Below are 21423 nucleotides of genomic sequence, written 5' to 3'. Positions count from 1 at the left end.
TCGTTGTCGTCAGTCCTGGCGGTAGTGCGCCAGCTTGTCCGGGTCGATCTCGATGCCGAGTCCGGGTTCGTCGCGGACCCGCACGGTGCCGCCGGTGATCCGGACCGGTTCGGTGAGCAGGTCGTCGCTCATGTCCAGGAAGTTCGACAGCTCGCCCGCGCGCTGCGCGGTGAGCCGGTGCGCGGCGCCGAACGCCGCACCGCACAGGGTGCCGATCTGGCCGTCGACCTGGTTGCCGATCACCACCTCCACGCCCAGACCCTCGCACTGGAACAGCACCCGCTGGGAGGTGCTGAACCCGGTGCGGGCCGTCTTGATGCTGATCGCCGTGGCCGACCCGGCCAGCAGTTCGCGGGTGACCTCGCCGGGGCGGGTGGCGCTCTCGTCGGCCACGAACGGGATCGGGCAGCGCTGCACCAGCCAGCGCCGTCCGAGCACGTCGTCGGCCGGGCACAGCTCCTCGGCGAGGGTGAGCCCCAGGTCGTCCATGGCCCGCAGCGCCCGCGCCGACTCCGACGCGGTCCAGCCGCGGTTGCCGTCGACGTAGAGCTCGACGTCGTCGCCGAGCGCCTCGCGCAGCGCCCGGCAGGCGGCGACGTCCACAGTGGCCGGACGGCGGCCGACCTTGACCTTGAACGTGGTGATGCCGTACTCGGTGCGGACCCGCTGCGCCTCGTCGACCATCTGCTCCGGGGAGGCGAAACCGACCATGTGCGCCACCCGCATGTGGTCGGTGTAGCCGCCGAGCAGTTCGGTCACCGACCTTCCCGCGGCCTTGCCGATGATGTCCCACAGCGCCATGTCCACCGCCGCCTTCGCCGCCGGGTTGCCGACGGTGCGGCCCAGGCGGGCGTGCACCACCTCCCGCTCCCACGGCGACAGGCCGAGCACCTCGGGGGTGAAGACGTCGCGGAGCACCGCCACGATCGACGCCTGCGTCTCGCCGTAGGTGAACGGTCGCGGCGGCGCTTCGGCGACGCCGACGAGCCCGTCGTCGGTGTGCACCCGCACGAGCACGTGCTCGGCGCTGTGCACCTCGCCGCTGGCGAAGCGCAGCGGCTTGCGGTACGGGATGGCGAAGGGGATGGCCTCAACTCGGGTGATCTTCACGGGCGTCCTCGATGTGGTGGCTGGTGAACACGTCGTTGTCGTCGAGGGTGGTCAGCAGGTTCCGCAGCAGCGGGGAGGTGTCCTCGGCGCGCCAGGCCAACGCCAGCTCCACCGACTCGGCACCGGGCACGTCGGCGAACACCACGCCGTCCAGCGGCAGCGCGCGCACCGACGCGGGCGCCAGCGCCACGCCGAGCCCGGCGGCGACCAGGGCGACCTGCATGGACGTCTCGCCGACCTCGTGGGCGCAGTGCGGGTAGAAGCCGGCGGCCAGGCAGCTGCGCGCCACCGCGTCGTTGACCACCGACCGCAGCCCGGCCGAGTACATGACGAACGACTCGGAGCGCAGCTCGGCGACGTCCACTTCGGACTCCCCGGCCAGCCGGTGCCGCGCGGGCAGCACCAGCACCAGGGGTTCGCGTTCGATGGTGCGGTGCGCGATGCCGTCCTCGCGGGTCGGCGGGCGCAGCACGCCGACGTCGATGCCGTCGTGCAGCAGTGCCCGCTCCTGCGCCGGGGTGAGCATGTCGGTGTGCACCTCCAGCGCGATCTCCGGCAGGTGCTGGTCCACGATCCGCGCGATGCGCGGGAGCTGCCGGTAGGCGGCCAGTCCGGTCAGCCCCAGGCGCAGCACCCCGTGGCAGCCGTCGGCGAGCCGCTGGGCGCGGCGCGCCGCGTCGTCGACCGACTTCAGGATGCGCACCGCGTCGTCGTAGAACACCGACCCGGCCGGGGTCGGCCGCACCTGCCGCGTGGTGCGGGTGAACAGGGTGACGCCGAGGTCGGCCTCCAGTTGCCGGATGGCCTGCGACAGCGGCGGTTGCGCCATGTTCAGCCGCCGCGCCGCCCGCCCGAAGTGCCGGGTCTCGGCGACCGCGACGAAGTAGCGCAGGTGCCGCAGTTCCACTCGCCCGCCTCCCCTGTGGCCCCGACCACATCCGATGCCTGGTGCGCCCAGCGTATGCCCGCCGATTCAGCCGGAACAAATACTCATTCGGGATCGACTGGTATGCGCTGCGTATGAATCGGCCCTGGGTGGGGACTAGGCACATTTTCGGCGTGACGCGGACCACTCCCGTGCCAACGTCTGGCGGCGGACACCGACGTCGGAGGGCATCGCGGCCCGCCGAGCAGGAGGAACCCCATGACCGACACGCTGGAGGAACTGCGCGCCGTGCTCGATTCGGCGCTGGTCGACGACGCCGAGCGAGGCGTGCACCGGGCGAACCGGCGGATCTTCACCGACGAACGGCTCTTCGAGCTGGAGATGACCTACCTCTTCGAGGGCAACTGGGTCTACCTCGCGCACGACAGCCAGATCCCGAACCCGGGCGACTACGTCACCACCCACATCGGGCGGCAGCCGGTGGTGATCACCCGCGACAAGCACGGCGAGCTGCACGCGCTGATCAACGCCTGCAGCCACCGAGGTGCCATGCTGTGCCGCCGCAAGCGCGACAACCGCCCCACGCTGACGTGCCCGTTCCACGGCTGGACGTTCCGCAACGACGGCAAGCTGCTCAAGGTCAAGGACCCGCGCGACGCCGGGTACCCCGAGCAGTTCGGCACCGGCGGCTCCCACGACCTGACCCGGGTGGCGCGCTTCGACTCCTACCGGGGATTCCTGTTCGGCAGCGTGAACCCGGACGTGCTGCCGCTGACCGAACACCTCGGCGAGGCCACCAAGGTCATCGACATGATCGTGGACCAGTCCCCGGAGGGCCTGGAGGTGCTGCGCGGCGCGTCCACCTACACCTTCGACGGCAACTGGAAGCTGCAGGCCGAGAACGGCGCCGACGGCTACCACGTGTCCGCCACGCACTGGAACTACGCCGCGACGACGGCGCGGCGCACCTCCGGCGAGTCGGCCAACGACACCCGGAACATGGACGCGGGCACCTGGTCGAGGCAGAAGGGCGGCTTCTACTCGTTCGAGCACGGCCACCTGCTGCTGTGGACCGAGTGGGCCGACCCGTCCAACCGATCGCTGACCGAACGCCGCGACGAGCTGGTCGCCGCGTTCGGCGAGGACCGCGCGAACTGGATGATCGGGTACTCGCGCAATCTCTGCCTGTACCCGAACGTCTACCTGATGGACCAGTTCAGCTCGCAGATCCGGCACTTCCGGCCGATCTCGGTGGACCGGACCGAGGTGACGATCCACTGCATCGCGCCGCGCGGCGAGAGCTCCGAGGCCCGCGCCAACCGGATCCGCCAGTACGAGGACTTCTTCAACGCCACCGGCATGGCCACCCCGGACGACCTGGAGGAGTTCCGGGCCTGCCAGAAGACCTACGCGGCCGCCGCCGCGCCGTGGAACGACCTCAGCCGCGGCGCCGCCCACCAGATCGACGGTCCGGACGCCGAAGCCGACAAGCTCGGCCTCCGCCCGATCGCCAGCGGCGTGCGCACCGAGGACGAGGGCCTCTACCCCATCCAGCACGGCTACTGGCTGCGGCGGATGCGCGAGGCGCTGGAGGCCGAGCAGCGGCGCGCCGCCGGCGCCGCCTGACGTTTCCTCCCACCGCACGAAAGGGTTTTCGCCATGTCCGCACCCGCGCAGAGCAGGACGGTCGAGGTCGAGGAGGTCCGCCGGTTCCTCTACCGCGAGGCCCGGTACCTCGACGACCGCGAGTTCGAGAAGTGGCTGGAGTGCTACCACCCCGACGTCGAGTTCTGGATGCCCGCCTGGGACCTCGACGACGAGCTGACCACCGACCCGTACAGCGAGATCTCGCTGATCTACTACGCCAACCGGGGCGGGCTGGAGGACCGCGTCTTCCGCATCCGCACCGACCGCTCGGCGGCGACGAGCATCCCGGAACCGCGCACCGGGCACAACATCACCAACGTCGAGATCCTCGAACAGCGCGGCGACCTGGTGGACCTGCGGTTCAACTGGTTCACCCTGTACTTCCGGTACGACCACGTCGACACGTACTTCGGGACGTCGTTCTACACCGTCGACTTCTCCGGTGAACAGCCGCTGATCACGAAGAAGAAGGTCGTGCTCAAGAACGACTACATCCACCACGTGATCGACGTCTACCACATCTGAAGGAGGCGGCCATGGGCCACCGAGTCGCGTTGAGCTTCGAGGACGGCGTCACGCGGTTCGTCTCCTGCGCACCGCACGAGACCGTCGCCGAAGCGTCCTACCGGGCGCGCATCAACATCCCGCTGGACTGCCGGGACGGCGCCTGCGGCACCTGCAAGGCGTTCTGCGAGTCCGGCGACTACGACGGCGGCGACTACATCGAGGACGCCCTGTCCGACGACGAGGCCGCCGCCGGGTACGTGCTGCCCTGCCAGCTGATGCCGCGCAGCGACCTCGTGCTGCGGATCGCGAGCACGTCGACCGCGGCCAAGACCGCGGCGGCCACCCACTCGGCGACGCTGACCGAGATCCGGCGGCACTCCGACACCACGGTGGGGTTCACGCTGGAACTCGACGACCGCGACGCGCTGAGCTTCCTGCCCGGGCAGTACGTCAACGTGCGCGTGCCCGGCACCGACGTCACGCGGTCCTACTCGTTCAGCAGCGGCCCGGAGGACAAGACCACCTCCTTCCTGGTGCGCCTCACCGACGGCGGGGTCATGTCGACCTACCTGCGCGAGCACGCCGAGATCGGCGACCGGGTGGAGTTCACCGGTCCGATGGGGACGTTCTTCCTGCGCGAGCCGGCGCGTCCCGCGCTGTTCCTGGCAGGCGGCACCGGACTGGCCCCGCTGCTGTCGATGCTGGAGGCGCTGGCCGGGAGCGCACCCGCGCACCCGGTGCACCTGCTCTACGGCGTCACCACCGACGCCGACCTGGTGGGTCTGCCCGAGCTGCGGCACTACGCCGAGACCGTGCCCGGGTTCGGCTTCGACTGCTGCGTGGCCGACGAGAACAGCACCGCGCCGAACAAGGGGTTCGTGACGAGCCTGCTCACCCCCGAGCTGCTGCGCGGCGGCGACGTCGACGTCTACCTGTGCGGGCCACCGCCGATGGTGGAAGCGGTGCGCGACCGGCTGCGCACCGACGGCGTCGAGCCGGTGAACTTCTACACCGAGAAGTTCGCCGTCGCCGCCCAGGAGGGAGGCGAGGTCCGGTGAGCGGGCACCGCGCACCGAACCGCTTCGCCGGGCAGGTCGTGGTCGTCACCGGTGCGGCGCAGGGCATCGGGCGGGCGGTGGCCGAGCGGCTGTTCGCCGAGTCGGCCGAGGTCGTGCTCGTCGACCGCGCCGAGCAGGTGCACGAGGTCGCCGACGGGCTGCTCGCCGACGGGCGCCAGGCGCACGCCGTGGTGGCCGACCTGGAGGAGTTCGCCGGGGCCGAGCACGCGGCGGCCCGCGCCCACGAGCTGCACGGCGGCATCGACGTGCTGGTCAACACGGTCGGCGGCACCATCTGGGCCAAGCCGTACCAGCACTACCCGCCGGAGCAGGTCGAGGCCGAGATCCGCCGCTCGCTGTTCCCCACCCTGTGGTCCTGCCGCGCGGTGCTGCCCTACCTGGTGGCGCAGCGGCGCGGCACGATCGTCAACGTCTCGTCGGTGGCGACCCGGGGCGTGCACCGGGTCCCGTACGCGGCGGCCAAGGGCGGGGTCAACGCGATCACCACGGCGTTGGCGGTGGAGGCCGCACCGCACGGGGTGCGCGTGGTGGCCACCGCACCGGGCGGGACCGACGCACCACCGCGGCGGATCCCGCGCGGCCCGGCGCCCGACGGCGAGCAGCAGGAGGCGTGGTACCGGCGCGTGGTCGCGCAGACCGTCGAGTCCTCGCTGCTCAAGCGGTACGGCACACTGGACGAGCAGGCGGCCGCGATCGCGTTCCTGGCCTCGCCGGAGGCGTCCTACATCACCGGGACGGTGCTGCCGGTCGCGGGCGGCGACCAGGGGTGAGCACCGCCGGACGGCGGGGGTGAGCGGATGGCGCGGCAGGCGGAACCGGTGGGCAGGCGGGCGGAGCTGGCCTGGTTGGCGGAGGTCCTCGCGGTCGTGCGCGGCGGCCGGTCGCGCTGCGCGGTCGTGGCGGGACCAGCGGGCATCGGCAAGACCGCGGTGGTCGAGCACTTCCTGGCCCGCCACGGTGACGTCCACCTCGCGCGGGCCACCGGCATGCGGTGGGAGCAGCAGGTCCCCTTCGGCGTCGTGGACCAGCTCCTCGGCGAGCGGTGCTCGACACCGCTGCGCGCGGCGGAGCGACTGGTCGCCGCGTGGTCCACTGTGGACCGGACCGCGGTGGTCGTGGTCGAGGACGCGCAGTGGGCGGATCCGGATTCCCTGCGGGCGCTGGTGTCCGCCCACCGGCGCGCGGGGAACGTCCTGGTCCTGCTGCTCGTGCGGGACGACCGGCGGTGTTCGGCCGAGGTCCGCGACGTGGTGTCCGGGCTGCCCGCCGTGCGGGTCGCGCCGCTGGCCGCGCGGGACGTGCGCACGCTGGCGGTGCGGCACGCCGGCCGCGACCTGGCCGCCCCGGCCGCGCTGCGGCTGGCCGAGCACACCGGCGGCAACCCCCGCCACGTCCGGGACCTGCTCGACGAGCTCCCGCCGGAGAGCTGGTCGCGGTGGCAACCGGTGCTGCCCGCGCCCCGCGCGGTGGCCGAGGACGTCGCGCGAACGCTGGCCGACTGCCGCCCGGACACCCGGGCGCTGGTGGAATCGGCCGCCGTGCTGGGCGCGTCGGTCGCGGTCGGCGACGCCGCCGAACTGTCCGATGTGGACGATCCGGTGGTCGCGCTCGACGAGGCGGTCACCCGCGGTCTGGTCGACACCGTGCCCGGCCACGGCCTGCTGACCATGTCGTTCGTCGACCCGCTGGTGCGCGCCGCCGTCCACCACGCCCTGCCACCGCTGCGCCGCGACCGGCTGCACCGGGCGGCCGCCGAGGCCGTCGAGGACGAGGGCGCCCGGCTGCTGCACCTGGTGGCCGTCGCACCGTCGTCCGACGCCGGGTTGGCCGACCGGCTCGACGACTACGCGTCCGGGCAGGCCGCGCTCGGCGCGTGGTCGGCCGCGGCCCAGGCCCTGGTGCACGCCAGCAGGCTCAGCCCGCGCCGACCGGAACGCGAGCGGCGCCTGGTGCGCGCGGTCGACGCGCTGGTCGGGGCGGGCGACCTGGCCCAGGCCGCGGCGTTCTCCCCGCAGGTGGAGAGCTTCCCGCCGGGACCGCTGCGGGACGCGGTGCTCGGCTACCTGGCGATCCTGCGGGGGCGCCCCGCCGAAGCCGAACTGCTGCTCACCAGTGCCTGGGACGCCTGCGACCCCGGCCGCGACACCGAGGTCGCGGCGATGATCTGCCAGCGCCGCGTGCTGCACTCGCTGAGCCGCTGGCACGGCCCGGACCTGGTCGCGTGGGGCCGCCGCGCGGTCGCCCTGGCCGAGCCCGACGACCCGTCGGCGGTGGAGTCCGAAGCGATCATGGGCCTGGGGCTGGCCGCCACCGGCCGGATCCGGCAGGCCAGGCGCACCTGCCAGGAAGTGGTCGCCAAGGTCAGCCGCGGTGCTCAGTCGCAGCGGGTGCAGCTCGGCAAGGGCTGGCTCGACCTGGCGCTGGACGACCCGCGCACCGCCCGCCGGGAGCTGGAGATCGCCGTTCCCACCGAGTACCGGATGGGTTCGGTGCGCATCTCGCTGTGGGCGCAGGCGTGGCTGGCGCGCACCGAGTTCGCGCTCGGCGCGTGGGACGACGCGGTGCGCACGGTCGAGCACGCCTCGGTCGTGGTCGACCAGACCGGGCTGGAACTGGTGCGACCGCTGGTGCACTGGACGGGCGCGCAGATCCACGCGTTGCGCGGCGACGTCGAGACCGCCGAGGCGCACCTGCGGCAGATCTCGGCGTCGGAACAGCACTACGAGGTCATGCTGATCCCGGCCTGCCTGGCCCGCGCGCAGTGCGCGGAGGCCCGGTCCGACTACGACGGCGTGCTGCGCGCGCTGGAACCGCTGGTCCGGCTGTGGCCGCGGCAGGGCGTTGACGAACCGGGGTTCTGGCCCTGGCCGGACGTCTACGCCAACGCGCTGGTGATGACCGACCGCGCCGCCGAGGCGGATGTCTTCCTGCGCCCGCACGAGGAGGTCGCCGCGGACCGCGACCACCGCTCCTCGCTCGCCCGCCTCGGCTACGCGCGGGGCCGGGTGCACGCCGCCCTCGGCGACCTCGACGCGGCGCGCGCGGCCTTCGACGGCGCGCTCGATCGGCTCAAGTCCCTGCCGTTGCCCTACGAACGCGCCCGGGTCCACTTCGCCTACGGGCAGACGTTGCGCCGGGCGGGCAAGCGCCGGGAAGCCGACGTGGTGGTGCGCCGCGCCCGCGACGGCTACGCGGCGCTGGGCGCGACGACCTACGTCGAGCGCTGCGACCGCGAGCTGAAAGCGGGCGGTCTGCACCCCAGGCGCGGCGTCGACGTCGCCGAGCTGACCCCGCAGGAGCAGTCGGTGGCCCGGCTGGTGGCCCGGGGCATGACCAACAAGCAGGTGGCCGTCGAGCTGTTCCTGTCGGTGAAGACCGTGCAGTTCCACCTGACGCGCATCTACGCCAAGCTGGGCATCCACTCGCGCGGCGAACTGGCCGCCCACTACCGCGAGCCGTGATGATCCCGCACCGGGCCACCGCCGTGGCAGACTCGCCCGGCGGCGGGTGGAGGGCGCTCGCCGCACTGGTGACCGACTGCCGGAACAGGAGCTGACGCGGATGCCGGAGATCGCGCTGAACGACATCGAGGTGCACTACGACGAGTCCGGTTCCGGCCCCGCCGTGGTGTTCGTGCACGGCCTGGCCGAGGACCACCGCAGCTGGCACCAGCGGCACGAGCTGGCCGACCGCCGCACCTACGCCTACGACCTGCGCGGGCACGGCCGCACCTCGCTCGGCGAGGCGGACGGCACGCTCGCCCAGCTGCGCGACGACCTGATCGCGTTCCTGGAGTCGGTGTCCGGAGCGGCCACCTGCGTGGGTTTCTCGCTCGGCGGCACGGTGGTGCTCGCCGCGGCCGCGGCCCGCCCCGACCTGGTCCCCGCCGCGGTGCTGATGGCCACCTCCGCCGTCGTCGGCCGCGCCGCCACCGAGTTCTACCGCAGCCGGATCGAGCAGGTCCGCTCCGGCGACGGCGACGCCGTCCTCGCGTCGCTGCGCGCGGACACCGCCGCGATGCTCGCTTCGTCCGATGTGGACGTCGACGAGGTGGTGGCGCGGCGCAGCGAGGCCATCGGGGACGGTCGCGGCTACGCCAACGCGGCCAGCGCCATGGCGGCCGTGCGGGAGCAACCGCTCACCCCGCTGCTGGGCGCGATCACCGCGCCGGTCACCGTCATCGGCGCGGCCGACGACCGGTTCTGCCCGCGCAAGGCGGCCGACATCCTGCTGGACGGCCTACCGCGCGCCACCTACCGCGAGATCCCGCGCGCCGGCCACCTCATGAACGTCGACAACCCGGTGGCCGTGACCGCCGAACTGCGGGCCTGCCTGCCCACGTAGGATGGACCGTGTCCGTCTCGTCCTGGGTCAAAGTGCCGGTCGGCCCGCACGCCCCGCGGTGGTCCACGCGGCGGCCGCTGCGGACGGTTCTCATCGTGGTGCACACGCTCACCGCGTGGAACCGGCTCGCCGACATCCTGCCGATCTTCGATTCCGACGACCGGGTGCAGCTCGTGTTCACCTTCCCCGCCGCCTCGGCGGTCGATTCGGACGTGGCGAGTCACCTCGCACGCGCCGGGGCGGCGACCATTCCGTGGTCGCAGGCCGTCAACACCGGATTCGACCTGGCGATCTCCGTTCACCACAGCGGTGACCTGCACGAACTCAACGCGCCCCTGGTCCTGCTGTCGCACGGGATTGGATACACTAAACACACGAGGAATCGAGGAATCGAGGAATCGAGGAATCGAGGAATCGAGGAATCGAGGAATCGAGGAATCGAGGAATCGAGGAATCGAGGAATCGAGGAATCGAGGAATTCTCCGGTTTACGGGCTTTCTCCCGAGTGGTTGACGCGGCACGGGTCGGTGGTGGCGAGCGCCCTCGTCCTCTCGCACGACGAGCAGTACGAGCGACTGGCGGCCACGACCCCCGAGGCGGTGTCCGCGGCCGTGGTCGGCGGCGACCCGTGCCTGGACCGGATGCGCGCGAGCATGGGGCGACGGCCCCGATACCGCCGCGCGCTCGGCGCCGACCCGGGCAGCAGGATCGTCGCGGTGTCCTCGACGTGGGGCGACACCTCGCTGTTCGGCCGTGATCCCGACCTGCTCGCCGACCTGCTGGCGGAACTGCCCGACGACCACGTGGTCGCGGCGATCTTCCACCCCAACACCTGGTACGCGCACGGCCCGTGGCAGCTGCGCTGCTGGCTGGGCCGGTGCCTGCGGGCCGGACTGCGGCTGGTCCCGCCGGACGCGGGGTGGCAGCAGGCGCTCATCGCCGCTGACGCGGTGGTCGGCGACCACGGCGCCGTGACGGCCTACGCGGCAGCGCTCGGCAAACCCGTCCTGCTCGGCGCGTTCCCGGACGCCGACGTCGCCGCCGGGTCCGCAGTGGCCGCCCTCGGCGGGATCGCGCCGCGGCTGGACCGACGCCGCTCGCTGGCCGCACAGCTGCACGAACTCACCGCAACGCCGCCGGATCTGCGCGAGGTCGGCGAACTGGCGAGTTCGGTGCCCGGCGAGTCCGCTGGGATCCTGCGCCGAGTCTGCTACGAGCTGATGAAGCTGGACGAGCCCGGCGAACCGGCGCTGGTGGCGCCCTACCCGGAGAGCGGTCTGGTCCCCGAGCACGAACCGGTCCGGGCGTGGTGGGTCACCGGAGAGCGGACCGGATCCGACGTCCGGCTCATCCGCTGGCCCGGGGACGTGCAACCCGACCGGGGGCGCGACACCGTGCCGCCCGGGCGCCACCTCGTCGTCGCGGTCGACCACCCCCGGCACGACCTGCGCGGCGCCGCGTCGATCCTCGTCCACGACCTGCACGACGCCGACGACCCGGACCAGCTGCTCGCCGAGACCCTGCGCGCCCACCCGGCGTGCGCGATCGCGGCGGCCGCCGGCCCGGGTGAGTGCCGCGTGCTGCTGCGGGACGGACGCCGGTTCACCGCGTCGGTGCCACCGGACACAGTGGACCCGGCGATGTGCGCGTCCGCCGTGCGGTGCTGGGCGGACGCGGCACCGCCCGCCGAATTCGGCCTCGCCGTCGGAACCCGGACGGCACGGGTGTCGCTGCGCTCAGCCGATCACTGAGCGTCCAGCAGCTTCCGCACGTCGTCGGCGCGCGGGTCCCCGAGCATGTCGAACAACGCCAACGCGCGGCCGAAGCAGTTGCGCGCGGACTCCCCGTCGCCGCGCCGACCGGTCGCCTTCCCGAGCTTGACCAGCGCCTCGGCCTGCAACCGCAGGGCGCCCTCCCGGTCGAAGAGGTCGACGGCCTCGCGCAACGGGGTCGTCGCGCTCGCCGAGCCGAGGCGGTCCCACGCCTCGCCGAGGACCAGGAGGCACTTGGCGCGGTTCTCCCGTTCCTTGGAGTCGGCGTGGAAATGTTCCAGCGCCTTCTCCGCGTCCAGTCGGGCGTTCGCCGGTTCCTCGTCGTGCAGCCAGGACCGGGCGTACTGGAGCCGGAGCAGCGCGAAGGCGCGTTCCCGCTGCTCCGGCGGGATCTCGTCCTCGCTCGCGCGCTCCAGGACCTCCCACGAGCGCCGGTACCACTCCCGCGCGGATTCGGTCCTCCCCGCCCGCGCTTCGGCTTTGCCGCACCATTCGTACGCGCTCTGCGTCCCCAGTGGATGGTCGATGGCCAGTGCCTTCTCCCGCGAGACCTCGAAGTCCCGCTTCGCCCACGCCACGTTGCCCATCGCCAGGTGCGCGGATCCCCGTTGCGAGCACAGCTGCATGACGGCGGCGTCATCGCCCTCGGCCGCTTCCAGCGCGATCTCGTGCGTGCTCAGCCACCAGGCGTGGTGCCCGTGGTAGTGCAGGTACTTGAACAGCGCGACGGGCAGCTGCGTGGCCACCTGCAGTGCTCCCCGGTCCTTCGCCGCCGACACGCAGGCCACCGCGTTGGCGAGCTCGGCCTTGAACCACGCCAGCGCCTGTTCCCGCGTCTTGGCCGGGCCGGTGTGGGTCCGCAACCGCTCGAACAGCGGCCCCACCCGCCAGCGATCCGCCAACGCGCGGTCGTGCAGCGCCGCTTCCTCCAGGTACTTCTCGCAGACCCGCACCACGAGCTTGTCGCAGAGCTCGGCGCCGTCCTCCTGCCGCGCACGTTCGCGCGCCTCGGCGCGCACGATGTCGTAGTACCGGTAGCGCCCGCCGGATTCGACGAGCAGGTGCAGGTCGGTCAGCGTGCGCAGCAGCCGCCGCGTGCTCTTCGCATCGCGTTCCAGGGCGAACGCGGCGTACTCGATGCCGAAGTCGTCCCCGGGCAGCAGGGCGAGTCTGCGGTAGGCGATCCGCTCCTCGGGCGACATCGATCGTTCGTACGCCAGCTGCACGAAACCGCGCATCTTGCCGCCGAAGTCCAACTCCAGCAACGTCGCGACGGACTCGCGCAGCTCGTCCAGCAACCAGTCGACGTCCTGGGGACGACCGACCAGCAGTGCGGCCAACGTCCGCACCAGGTGCGGAAATCCGCCGCACAGCCGGACGAGTTCGTCCACCGCATCGCCGTCGATCTCGGTTCCCGCCAGGTCGTGCAGGAACAGCTCCCGCGCCTCGGCGTGCGGCAGCTGCTCGACCGCGTGGTCCCGGAAACCGCGCGGCAGCAGCTCCCGGTCCAGCGCCCGCCCGGTCACCACGAAGGCTGCCCGCGGAGCGTCGGCGGGGACCAGCGCACCGACCTGGTCGGCGTTGACGAATCCGTCGACGACCAGCAGGAACTCCTCGTCGCGGCTGCGCCGGTGGTAGGCGTCCAGCCGCGCGGCCGCGGAGGCGGGCAGTTCGCCGTCGGGCACCCCGAGGCCGGTCAGCGCGGTGCCCAGCATCTCCTCGAACGGGGCGGCCGAGCCGTCCGGACGTTGGGCCTGCACCCAGATCAGCGCCCGCTCGAAGGAGCCCTTCTCCAGCTCGGCGAACTCCCGGGCCACGCTGGAGGTGCCCACCCCGGCGACGCCGTGCAGCAGGATGCGGCAGGTTTCGCCTCGCGCGCGGCATTCCCGCAGCTGCCGGCTCATGTCCGCGAGCACGTCGTACCGGTCCCGGAACCCGGGCGTCCGCGGCATCGCTGCCATCTCGTCCCACTCCCCAGCTCGCGATGATCACGCCGCGCGGAACCCTAACGCACCGGGCGTGCTCGACGGGTACCTTCACCGCGGCACCACCCGAACACCGCACCGGATCTGTGACGTTGCCCGCAACGGCGGCACACCAGAACATCCCCGCCACAGCGGCCACGGGCGTCGCGCACCGCCGGGACCTTCGCCTCTACCAGGGAGAACGTGCGGTTATGGTGGTCGCCAAGCACCGCACCCGAGTTTGGGAACACCACCATGGCCGAACCGCACGGCGTCGACCACTTCGACGCGACCTTCGCGCGCGACCTGGCGTGGGCGCAGGAGCTGCGCCGCCAGCTCGCCGAGCTGCCCACCACCCCGGCAGAGGAGCCCGAGCAGGGCGAGTGAGTCAGTCCTCCTCGGCCTCCAGACCGGCCGGGACGTGCTCGGACAGCAGCTCCAGCAGGTGGTCCACGTCCACGGGTTTGGTGACCCACTCGGTGGCACCGGCAGCGAGGCTGCGATCCCGGTCGTCCTCCATCGCCTTCGCGGTGATCGCGATGATCGCCAGGTCGCGGTAGCGCGGCATCTCCCGGATCAGCCGGATGGTGGCGTTGCCGTCCAGCTCGGGCATCATCACGTCCATCAGCACGACGACGATGTCCGCGTGCTCCTGCAACGCCTTGAGCCCGGCGAGCGCGTTGTCGGCGTGCACCACGTGCAGGCCGTGCTGCTCCAGCACCTGCCGCAGCGCCTCGACGCTGCGCTCGTCGTCGTCGACGACCAGCACCTTCTCGCCGTTGAACCGCAGCTCCGAGCGCTGGGCCCGGTCGGTGCCGGGCAGCATGTACTGCCGCCCTTCCTGGCGTTCCAGTTCCGCGGACCGCAACGGCGGGTCGATTCCCTCCACCGCCACGTCCAGCCGCGCCTCGGCCGTGGTCGGCAAGGCGCGGGCGCCGATCTCGTGGTGCTCGGCGGCCGGCTGGTCGACGGCCAGGTAGAGGGTGAACGTGCTGCCCTGGCCCGGTTCGCTGCGCACCTGCAGCTCCCCGCCGAGCAGCGCGGTCAGCTCCCGGCTGATCGACAGGCCGAGCCCGGTGCCCCCGTACTTGCGCACCGTCGTGCCGTCGACCTGCTGGAACGCCTCGAAGATCAACGACAGCTTGTCCGGCGGGATGCCGATGCCGGTGTCGCGCACGCAGAACGCCACCCGCTGCCGCACCCTGCGCAGTGACGGCTCGGTGACCTCGGTCGGCTGGGCGGGCCGGATGCGCAGCTCGACCCCGCCGCGGTCGGTGAACTTGACCGCGTTGGACAGCAGGTTGCGCAGCACCTGCTCCAGCCTGCTGCGGTCGGTGCGCAGCACCGGCGGCACCGACGGGGCCACGACCACCTCGAACTCCAACCCCTTGTCGTCGGCCAGCGGCCGGTACAGAGACTCGATGTGGGTGGCGATGTCGGCGATCTCGACGTCCTCGGACAGCAGTTGCATCTGCCCGGCCTCGACCTTGGACAGGTCCAGCACGTCGTTGATCAGCTGGAGCAGGTCGGTGCCCGCCTGGTGCACGGTCCTGGCCAGGTCCACCTGCTGCTCGGTGAGGTTGCCGTCCAAGTTGTCGGCCAGCAGCTTGGCCAGGATCAGCACGCTGTTGAGCGGCGTGCGCAGTTCGTGGGACATGTTCGCCAGGAACTCGGACTTGTAGGCCGATGCCTGCGAGAGCTGCCGCGCCCGCTCCTCCAGCTCCTGGCGGGCCTGCTCGATCTCCAGGTTCTTCAGCTCGATGTCGCGGTTGCGGCTGGCCAGCAGCGCCGCCTTCTCCTCCAGCTCGGTGTTGGACCGCTGCAGCTCGTCCTGCTGCTGCTGCAACTGCTCGGACCGGGCCTGCAACTCCTGGGCGAGGTGCTGGGACTCCGCAAGCAGCGCCTCGGTGCGGGAGTTGACCAGGATCGTGTTGACGTTGACCCCGATGGTCTCCTTCAGCCGTTCCAGCAGGTCCAGGTGCACCGGGCTGAAGGCGTTGACCGAGGCCAGCTCGATCACGCCGAGCACCTCGCCCTCGAACAGCACCGGCACCACGACGGCGTTGACCGGCGCTGCCGAACCCAGCCCCGACCTGATCCGCACGTAGTCCGGGGGCAGGTCGCAGACCAGGATCGTCCGCTTGTCCACCGCGGCCTGCCCGACCAGCGACTCGCCGACCTCGAAGCGCAGCGGGGCTTCTCCCTCCCCCGCGATCGTCCTGCCGTAGCCGGCGGTCAGCTCCAGCACGCCGCGCCCGTCCTCGCCGTCGCGGGCCAGGAAGAAGGCGCCGCACTGCGCCGACACCAGCGGGGTGAGCTCGGACATGATCTGCTGCGCCAGCGAGGCGAGGTCCTGCTGGCCCTGCATGAGCGCGGACATGCGGGCGAGGTTGCTCTTGAGCCAGTCCTGTTCCTCGTTGGTGCGGGTGGTCTCCTTGAGGTTGCCGATCATCGCGTTGATGTTGTCCTTGAGCTCGGCCACCTCCCCGGAGGCGTCGACGGTGATCTGCCGGGTCAGGTCGCCCTCGGTGACCGCGGTGGCGACCTGCGCGATCGCGCGCACCTGGGTGGTGAGGTTGCCGGCCAGCTGGTTGACGCTCTCGGTGAGCCGCCGCCAGGTGCCGGAGACGTCGGCGACCTCGGCCTGACCGCCGAGCTTGCCCTCGGTGCCGACCTCCCGCGCCACCCGCGTGACCTCCGCGGCGAACGCCGAGAGCTGGTCGACCATCGTGTTGATGGTGGTCTTGAGCTCCAGGATCTCCCCGCGCGCGTCCACGTCGATCTTCCTGGACAGGTCGCCCTGCGCGACCGCCGTGGTGACCTGGGCGATGTTGCGCACCTGGTTGGTCAGGTTGCGGGCCATGATGTTGACGTTGTCGGTGAGGTCCTTCCAGGTGCCCGCCACGTTGGGGACCCGCGCCTGGCCGCCGAGGATTCCCTCGGTGCCGACCTCCCGGGCCACCAGGGTGACCTGTTCGGCGAACGCGCGGAGCGTCTCGACCATGCCGTTGATGGTCTCGGCGAGCGCGGCGACCTCGCCCTTGGCCTCCACGGTGATCTGCTTCGACAGGTCCCCACCGGCCACCGCGCTGGCCACGGCCGCGATGCTGCGCACCTGGTTGGTCAGGTTGTCGGCCATGATGTTGACGTTGTCGGTGAGGTCCTTCCACGTCCCGGCCACCCCGTGCACCCGGGCCTGACCGCCGAGCTTGCCCTCGGTGCCGACCTCCCGCGCCACCCGCGTGACCTCCGCGGCGAACGCCGAGAGCTGGTCGACCATCGTGTTGAGCGTGTTCTTCAGCTGCAGGATCTCGCCGCGCGCGTCCACGTCGATCTTCTGGGACAGGTCGCCGCGGGCCACCGCGGTGGCGACCTGGGCGATGCTGCGCACCTGCACGGTGAGGTTGTTGGCCATGAAGTTGACCGAGTCGGTCAGCGCCCGCCAGGTGCCGGCCGCCCGCGGCACGCGGGCCTGACCACCCAGCCTGCCCTCGGTGGCGACCTCCCGGGTGAGCCGGGAGACCTCGTCGGCGAACGCCGAGAGCTGGTCGACCATCGTGTTGAGGGTCGTCTTGAGCTCGCCCATCTCCCCCGCGGCCTCGACGGTGGCGGTGCGGGTCAGGTCGCCGGAGGCGACGGCGTGGGCGACCCGGGAGATGTCGCGCACCTGCCCGGTGAGGTCGGCCGACATCCGGTTCACGGCGTCGACCAGATCGCGCCAGGTGCCCACCAGACCGGGCACCTGCGCCTGGCCGCCGAGCTTGCCCTCGGTGCCGATCTCGCGGGCCAGCCGGACGACCTCGGTGGCGAACAGCGACAGCTGGTCGAGCAGCTCGTTGACGGCGGTGTTCATGCCGGCCAACTCGCCGGGCAATGCCGCGTCCTCGGCCCGGCGCGGCATGCGCTGCGTCAGATCCCCCCTGGTCAGGGCGGTGAGCACGCGGGTGAGCTCGGCCATCGGCGCGAGCAGCGTGCGCAGCATGGTGTTGACCGAGTCGGCCACGACCGCCCAGCCGCCCTGCCCGGAGCCGTCCAGGTCGACCGGCTCGATCGGCCACTGGCCGCGGGACGCGGCGGCGCTGACCCGCTGCAGTTCGCCGACCAGCCGCTGGTTGCGCTCGGCCAGCTCGTTGAACGCGGTGGCGATCTCGGGGTGCAGGCCGTCGCCGGTGACCACCAGGCGGCGGCGGAAGTTGCCGTCGCGCAAATCCCGCAACCCGACCAGCAGGCGGGTGAGGGTGGCGAGGTCGGCGGGATCGTCGGGTTGCGGTGCCGGCATGGCAGGTCCCTCGCCTCAGCGCCGGTCGCGGGAGCGGTCCAGGCGCAGTTCGGTGGCCAGCACGGCGGCCTCGCTGCGGTGCCGCATCGCCAGCTTCGCGAGCATCTGCGACACGTAGTTCTTGATCGTCTTCTCGGCGAGGTACATCCGCTTGGCGATCTCCCGGTTGGTCAGCCCCTCGCCGATGAGTTCCAGCACCTGCCGTTCGCGGGCGGTCAGCTCGCGCAGCGGATCGGCCTGCTCCTGCTCCCTGCGCAGCCAGGACAACATGGCCTCGGTCTTCTTCGGGCTCAGCAGCGACTCGCCCGCACCGGCGGTGCGGATGGCGTTGACCAGCTCCTCGCTGACCACTCCCTTGAGCACGAAACCGGCGGCGCCCGCCATGATCGCGTCCATCAACGCGTCGTGGTCGTCGAAGGACGTCAGCATCAGGCAGCGCAACCCGGGCAGCTGCGACTGCAGTTCCCGGCACAGCTCGACGCCGTTGCCGTCGGGCAGGCGGACGTCGAGGACCGCCACGTGCGGCGCGGCGCGCGGCACCCACGCCAGCGCCTCGGCGACGGTGGACGCCTCGCCCACCAACTCCAGGTCCTGTTCGGCTCCCACCAGAGCGGCGACACCCCGCCGGATGACCTCGTGGTCGTCGACCACGAACACACGCGTCGTCATCTCGCCCCCCTTCTGGCATTGACCAGGATAAATACCCCGTACGGCGGATGCTGCCCGTCCGAGCGGACCACCGCTGTCACTCGAACAGGTGAAGTGGAAGGGCGAGAGCCGGTGGCGGGGCCGAGCGACCCCGCCACCACCGCGTCACCGGGAGGCGTAGACGGACTCCACGAAGTGCGCGAGCTTGTCGTCGGAGATGTGCTGGGCGAGGTCGGCCTCGCTGATCATGCCGACCAGCCGGTGGTCGGCGATCACCGGCAGCCGCCGGATCCGGTACTGCTCCATCATGCTCAGCACCTGGTCGACGTCGGTGTCGGCGGCCACCCAGTGCGGGGTGCCCTGGGCGAGCGCGCCCGCCTTGACGTCGGCGGGATCGCGCCCCTCGGCGCAGCACCGGATGACGATGTCGCGGTCGGTGATGATGCCGTGCAACCGGTCGTCGCGGCCGCAGATGGGCAGCGAGCCGACCTTGAGATCACGCATCATGCGCGCCGCGGTGAGCAGCGTGTCGTCCTCGCCGACGCACTGCACACCCGGGTGCATGATGTCGCGGGCGGTGGTCATGACGTGCTCCTTTCCAGCGCCAGGCTGCCTCGCCCACGCACTACCCCCGACCCCGTGGCGCGAAACCGGGAATTCCACAGTGGACGGGCGGTCACCGGATGCGGTGGTCCGCGATCGTCGCCGCCCGGACGCACCGCGGTCGTGGCTAGGGTCGGCGGCGTGCCACGGCCAGGGCGCTTCGACCGCCTCCAACTCATCCTGTCCCTCGACCCGCTGCGGGACCGGGACCGCATCTTCCGGCTGCTGACCGCCTACGAGTTCCCGTGGGACTTCGCCCGCGCACTGCAGATCGCGCTGTTCCGCACCTACGCGGTCCCCAGCATCGGCAGACTGCTGGACCGGACCGGCGAGTTCACCCGGCGCCCCCGCAAGCGCATCGACGACACCGCGCTGCTGCTGTACGAGATCCTGCACCACGGCGTCGACGACCGGCGCGGGCAGCAGGCGATCGGGCACCTCAACCGCATCCACGGGCGGTACCCGATCAGCGGCGACGACCACCGGTACACGCTCGCCACGTTCGTCGTGATGCCCGTGCGCTGGATCGGCAGCTACGGCTGGCGACGGCTGCACCCGCACGAGGTGCTGGCGATCACCCACACCATGCGGGGCATGGGCGAGCAGATGGGCATCCCCGGGATCCCCGAGACCTACGCCGGGTTCGAGCGGCTGCTGGACGACTACGAACGGCGGCACTTCGCCTTCGACCCGGCAGCCCGCCGGGTCGCGCTGGCCACGCTGGAGATGTACATCGCCGGGGTGCCGCGTCCGCTGGCGGGTCTCGCCCGCGCGCTGCCGCGCCTCCTCCTCGACCACCACGTCCTCGACGCGTTCGCGCTGCCCCGGCCGCCCGCGGCTGCGCGCCGGGCCGCGCACCTGGCGCTGCGGGTGCGCGCGGAGCTGCTGCGAGTGAGCCCCGCCCGGCCGGAGTCCCGCCCGGCGCCGCCTCCCCCGCAGCGCAGCTACCCGCGGGGCTACGCGCTGAGCGACCTCGGTCCGCGCGCCTTCCACCGGTCCCGCCCGAGCGACGTTGATTTCACTCAGCACTGAAATCATCGCATTCACGAACTTGATGTTGCCGCCCGCTGCCGGCGGAGGTGGACGACCGGCCCGCGGCGCGTTCTGCTCGGTGGGATGGCGCGTTGTCCGGTGCGAGGCGGTGCGTGACCATTCCCGCTGAGCCGACCCAGACGGAGGGGATCCCCATGACCGACCCACCCCGGCGCCCCAGGCAACTCGACTCCCCGGTGCTGCCGAAGGTCTTCCGGTACATGTCCCGGGCGCACGTGCGGCTCTACCGGCTCACCGACGGCCGCATCGGCGGGAAGTGGCGGATCGGCGCCGGGTTCCGCAAACCGGTCCCGACGCTGCTGCTGGACCACCGCGGCCGGAAGTCCGGCAGAACGTTCACCACCCCGCTGCTCTACTCCACCGACGGGCCGGACGTCGTCGTGGTCGCCTCGCAGGGCGGCCTGCCGCGGCACCCGCAGTGGTACCGCAACCTCGTGGCCCACCCCGACACCGAGATCCAGATCGGCGGACGGCGCCGTGCCGTCCGGGCCCGCACCGCCTCACCGGAAGAACGGGCCCGGTTGTGGCCGCTGCTGGTGGCCACCTACGCCGACTTCGACACGTACCAGTCGTGGACCGAACGCGAGATCCCGGTCGTCATCCTTCAGCCGCGCACCCCGTGACGCACGACGGGCCCGCCCCCGGCCGGAGGCGGGCCCGCACGCGGTCCGGTCAGGGCAGGTTGATGGTGCCCCGGAACTTCTCGGTGCCCGGGACGAGCTCGACGTCGCGGAACTGCGAGTGGGTGTGCATGTAGTCGAGTTCGCGGGCGACGTCGCCGACGCCGTTGCTCCCGGTCGTGGGCAGGATGTTCAAAGTGGACAGAATGCCCAGCGCGCGGCCGGAGGAGTCCAGGAACGCGCTGCCCGAGTCACCCGGGATGCCCGGCGTGACGGTGAGGACGGTGTGGCTCCAGCCGCCGCCCTGCTCGTCGAGGATCTGGCCCTGCTTGGGGCTGAGCAGCGAGATCCCGGCGCGCAGCTTGGAGTTGCCGTAGCTGACGACCTTGCCGCCCTTGGCGGCGCCGGCAGCCAGGGCGGTGGGGCCGCCCCAGAACGGGATGCTCGGGTTGACCTTGCCGGTGTCGGCGGGATCCAGCTGGATCAGCGCGAGGTCGTTGTAGGCGCAGGTGTCCGGGTTCTTCTCGTGCTGGGCCTGCATGGTCAGCCAGGAGCTGTAGACCAGCTTGCCCGGCCTGCTCGCCCCGGTCACGGTCACCGGGGTGCCCAGCGGCAGCGACGGGGTGTCGCAGCCGTTGGTCTGGTTGCTGTTGCCCGTGCTGGCGCAGTGCGCGGCCTGTCCCAGGTAGACGTGGGAGCCGTCGGAGTACACGAAGTTCGCCGTGCACTGGCCTCCGTTGGTGTAGGTCTGCACTCCGGGATGCACCGCGGCCGTCGCCGCCGGGGCCCACTGCGGCGCCGCCGATGCCGTACCCGATAACGCCGTGACGGCCACGCCCAGCGCGGCCGTCAGCCACGCCACGCGCCTCGTCGTCCTCCGGACCATTCCGGCCTCCCCGAACTTCAGTTGG

The 21423-nt window shown here is 72.0% G+C and carries 17 protein-coding genes; 10 read left to right on the top strand and 7 right to left on the bottom strand.

The annotated features are described in order from the left end of the window. Window positions 1-9: 9 nt before the first annotated feature. Window positions 10-1110 carry a mandelate racemase/muconate lactonizing enzyme family protein gene (locus NV263_RS13695; protein ID WP_263253540.1) on the bottom strand — a complete coding sequence of 367 codons (1101 nt, stop codon included), beginning with the start codon at window positions 1108-1110 and terminating at the stop codon, window positions 10-12. Further along, window positions 1091-2017 (bottom strand): LysR family transcriptional regulator, encoded by a 927-nt coding sequence (locus NV263_RS13690; protein WP_263253539.1) that lies wholly within the window; start codon window positions 2015-2017, stop codon window positions 1091-1093. The genes NV263_RS13695 and NV263_RS13690 overlap by 20 nt, the downstream gene beginning before the upstream one ends. A 237-nt stretch (window positions 2018-2254) precedes the next feature. Here NV263_RS13690 and benA point away from each other — a divergent pair, with 237 nt between their 5' ends. From benA to NV263_RS13655, 7 genes are all read left to right on the top strand, one after another. Then, window positions 2255-3622 carry a benzoate 1,2-dioxygenase large subunit gene (benA, locus tag NV263_RS13685; protein WP_263253538.1) on the top strand — a complete coding sequence of 456 codons (1368 nt, stop codon included), beginning with the start codon at window positions 2255-2257 and terminating at the stop codon, window positions 3620-3622. Between the two features lie 33 nt (window positions 3623-3655). After that, on the top strand, window positions 3656-4168 hold the full coding sequence (gene benB / locus NV263_RS13680; RefSeq protein WP_263253537.1) for a benzoate 1,2-dioxygenase small subunit: 513 nt from the start codon (window positions 3656-3658) through the stop codon (window positions 4166-4168). Window positions 4169-4179: 11 nt separating this feature from the next. Next, window positions 4180-5208: a benzoate 1,2-dioxygenase electron transfer component BenC gene (gene benC / locus NV263_RS13675; protein WP_263253536.1), complete on the top strand. Its 1029-nt coding sequence runs from the start codon at window positions 4180-4182 to the stop codon at window positions 5206-5208. Next, entirely contained in the window at window positions 5205-5999 is a 795-nt protein-coding gene (locus NV263_RS13670; protein ID WP_263253534.1) for a 1,6-dihydroxycyclohexa-2,4-diene-1-carboxylate dehydrogenase, read from the top strand. Before benC ends, NV263_RS13670 begins: the two co-directional genes overlap by 4 nt. A 27-nt stretch (window positions 6000-6026) precedes the next feature. Further along, the gene (locus tag NV263_RS13665) at window positions 6027-8690 is read left to right on the top strand and encodes a helix-turn-helix transcriptional regulator (RefSeq protein ID WP_263253533.1); all 2664 of its coding nucleotides are present in this window, start codon (window positions 6027-6029) and stop codon (window positions 8688-8690) included. A gap of 100 nt (window positions 8691-8790) precedes the next feature. Then, complete coding sequence (locus NV263_RS13660; protein WP_263253532.1) at window positions 8791-9573, top strand: alpha/beta fold hydrolase; 783 nt, start codon at window positions 8791-8793, stop codon at window positions 9571-9573. 8 nt (window positions 9574-9581) lie between these two features. Then, window positions 9582-11324, top strand: coding sequence for a hypothetical protein (locus NV263_RS13655; RefSeq protein WP_263253531.1), 1743 nt, complete (start codon window positions 9582-9584; stop codon window positions 11322-11324). On the opposite strand, the gene NV263_RS13650 is transcribed toward NV263_RS13655, so the two are convergent. After that, a complete protein-coding gene (locus NV263_RS13650) occupies window positions 11318-13306 on the bottom strand; it encodes a hypothetical protein (protein ID WP_263253529.1) in 1989 nt (662 codons plus the stop codon). The two genes, NV263_RS13655 and NV263_RS13650, sit on opposite strands and share 7 nt — an antisense overlap. 258 nt (window positions 13307-13564) lie before the next feature. Between NV263_RS13650 and NV263_RS13645 the strand changes: the two genes are divergently transcribed. Then, the gene (locus NV263_RS13645) at window positions 13565-13696 is read left to right on the top strand and encodes a hypothetical protein (RefSeq protein WP_263253528.1); all 132 of its coding nucleotides are present in this window, start codon (window positions 13565-13567) and stop codon (window positions 13694-13696) included. A 1-nt stretch (window position 13697) separates the two neighbouring features. Here the strand turns inward: NV263_RS13645 and NV263_RS13640 are convergent, their stop codons facing one another. The 3 genes from NV263_RS13640 to NV263_RS13630 form a co-directional block, all read right to left on the bottom strand. After that, window positions 13698-17588 (bottom strand): HAMP domain-containing protein, encoded by a 3891-nt coding sequence (locus NV263_RS13640; RefSeq protein WP_263253527.1) that lies wholly within the window; start codon window positions 17586-17588, stop codon window positions 13698-13700. Window positions 17589-17603: 15 nt separating this feature from the next. Further along, a complete protein-coding gene (locus NV263_RS13635) occupies window positions 17604-18257 on the bottom strand; it encodes a response regulator (protein WP_263253525.1) in 654 nt (217 codons plus the stop codon). 144 nt (window positions 18258-18401) lie between these two features. Further along, complete coding sequence (locus tag NV263_RS13630) at window positions 18402-18821, bottom strand: CBS domain-containing protein (RefSeq protein ID WP_263253524.1); 420 nt, start codon at window positions 18819-18821, stop codon at window positions 18402-18404. A gap of 159 nt (window positions 18822-18980) precedes the next feature. On the opposite strand from NV263_RS13630, the gene NV263_RS13625 reads away from it, so the two are divergent. Continuing rightward, window positions 18981-19871, top strand: coding sequence for an oxygenase MpaB family protein (locus tag NV263_RS13625; protein WP_263253522.1), 891 nt, complete (start codon window positions 18981-18983; stop codon window positions 19869-19871). Window positions 19872-20026: 155 nt separating this feature from the next. Further along, the gene (locus NV263_RS13620) at window positions 20027-20515 is read left to right on the top strand and encodes a nitroreductase family deazaflavin-dependent oxidoreductase (RefSeq protein ID WP_263253519.1); all 489 of its coding nucleotides are present in this window, start codon (window positions 20027-20029) and stop codon (window positions 20513-20515) included. Window positions 20516-20564: 49 nt separating this feature from the next. Here the strand turns inward: NV263_RS13620 and NV263_RS13615 are convergent, their stop codons facing one another. Next, window positions 20565-21398, bottom strand: coding sequence for a trypsin-like peptidase domain-containing protein (locus NV263_RS13615; RefSeq protein ID WP_263253518.1), 834 nt, complete (start codon window positions 21396-21398; stop codon window positions 20565-20567). Window positions 21399-21423 lie beyond the last annotated feature (25 nt).

Origin of the sequence: Saccharopolyspora rosea (assembly GCF_025643595.1) — a bacterium.
Lineage (GTDB): Bacteria > Actinomycetota > Actinomycetes > Mycobacteriales > Pseudonocardiaceae > Saccharopolyspora > Saccharopolyspora rosea.
The sequence above is the reverse complement of the archived record's forward strand: the minus strand, read 5'-3'. Positions and strand labels throughout refer to the sequence as shown.

What these genes read in the sequence shown, in the direction of transcription:
- benA (WP_263253538.1), top strand. Translation starts at nt 2,255, where the DNA reads ATGACCGACACGCTGGAGGAACTGCGCGCCGTGCTCGATTCGGCGCTG.
- benB (WP_263253537.1), top strand. Translation starts at nt 3,656, where the DNA reads ATGTCCGCACCCGCGCAGAGCAGGACGGTCGAGGTCGAGGAGGTCCGC.
- benC (WP_263253536.1), top strand. Translation starts at nt 4,180, where the DNA reads ATGGGCCACCGAGTCGCGTTGAGCTTCGAGGACGGCGTCACGCGGTTC.
- NV263_RS13665 (WP_263253533.1), top strand. Translation starts at nt 6,027, where the DNA reads ATGGCGCGGCAGGCGGAACCGGTGGGCAGGCGGGCGGAGCTGGCCTGG.
- NV263_RS13660 (WP_263253532.1), top strand. Translation starts at nt 8,791, where the DNA reads ATGCCGGAGATCGCGCTGAACGACATCGAGGTGCACTACGACGAGTCC.
- NV263_RS13650 (WP_263253529.1), bottom strand. Translation starts at nt 13,306, where the DNA reads ATGGCAGCGATGCCGCGGACGCCCGGGTTCCGGGACCGGTACGACGTG.
- NV263_RS13645 (WP_263253528.1), top strand. Translation starts at nt 13,565, where the DNA reads ATGGCCGAACCGCACGGCGTCGACCACTTCGACGCGACCTTCGCGCGC.
- NV263_RS13640 (WP_263253527.1), bottom strand. Translation starts at nt 17,588, where the DNA reads ATGCCGGCACCGCAACCCGACGATCCCGCCGACCTCGCCACCCTCACC.
- NV263_RS13635 (WP_263253525.1), bottom strand. Translation starts at nt 18,257, where the DNA reads ATGACGACGCGTGTGTTCGTGGTCGACGACCACGAGGTCATCCGGCGG.
- NV263_RS13630 (WP_263253524.1), bottom strand. Translation starts at nt 18,821, where the DNA reads ATGACCACCGCCCGCGACATCATGCACCCGGGTGTGCAGTGCGTCGGC.
- NV263_RS13620 (WP_263253519.1), top strand. Translation starts at nt 20,027, where the DNA reads ATGACCGACCCACCCCGGCGCCCCAGGCAACTCGACTCCCCGGTGCTG.
- NV263_RS13615 (WP_263253518.1), bottom strand. Translation starts at nt 21,398, where the DNA reads ATGGTCCGGAGGACGACGAGGCGCGTGGCGTGGCTGACGGCCGCGCTG.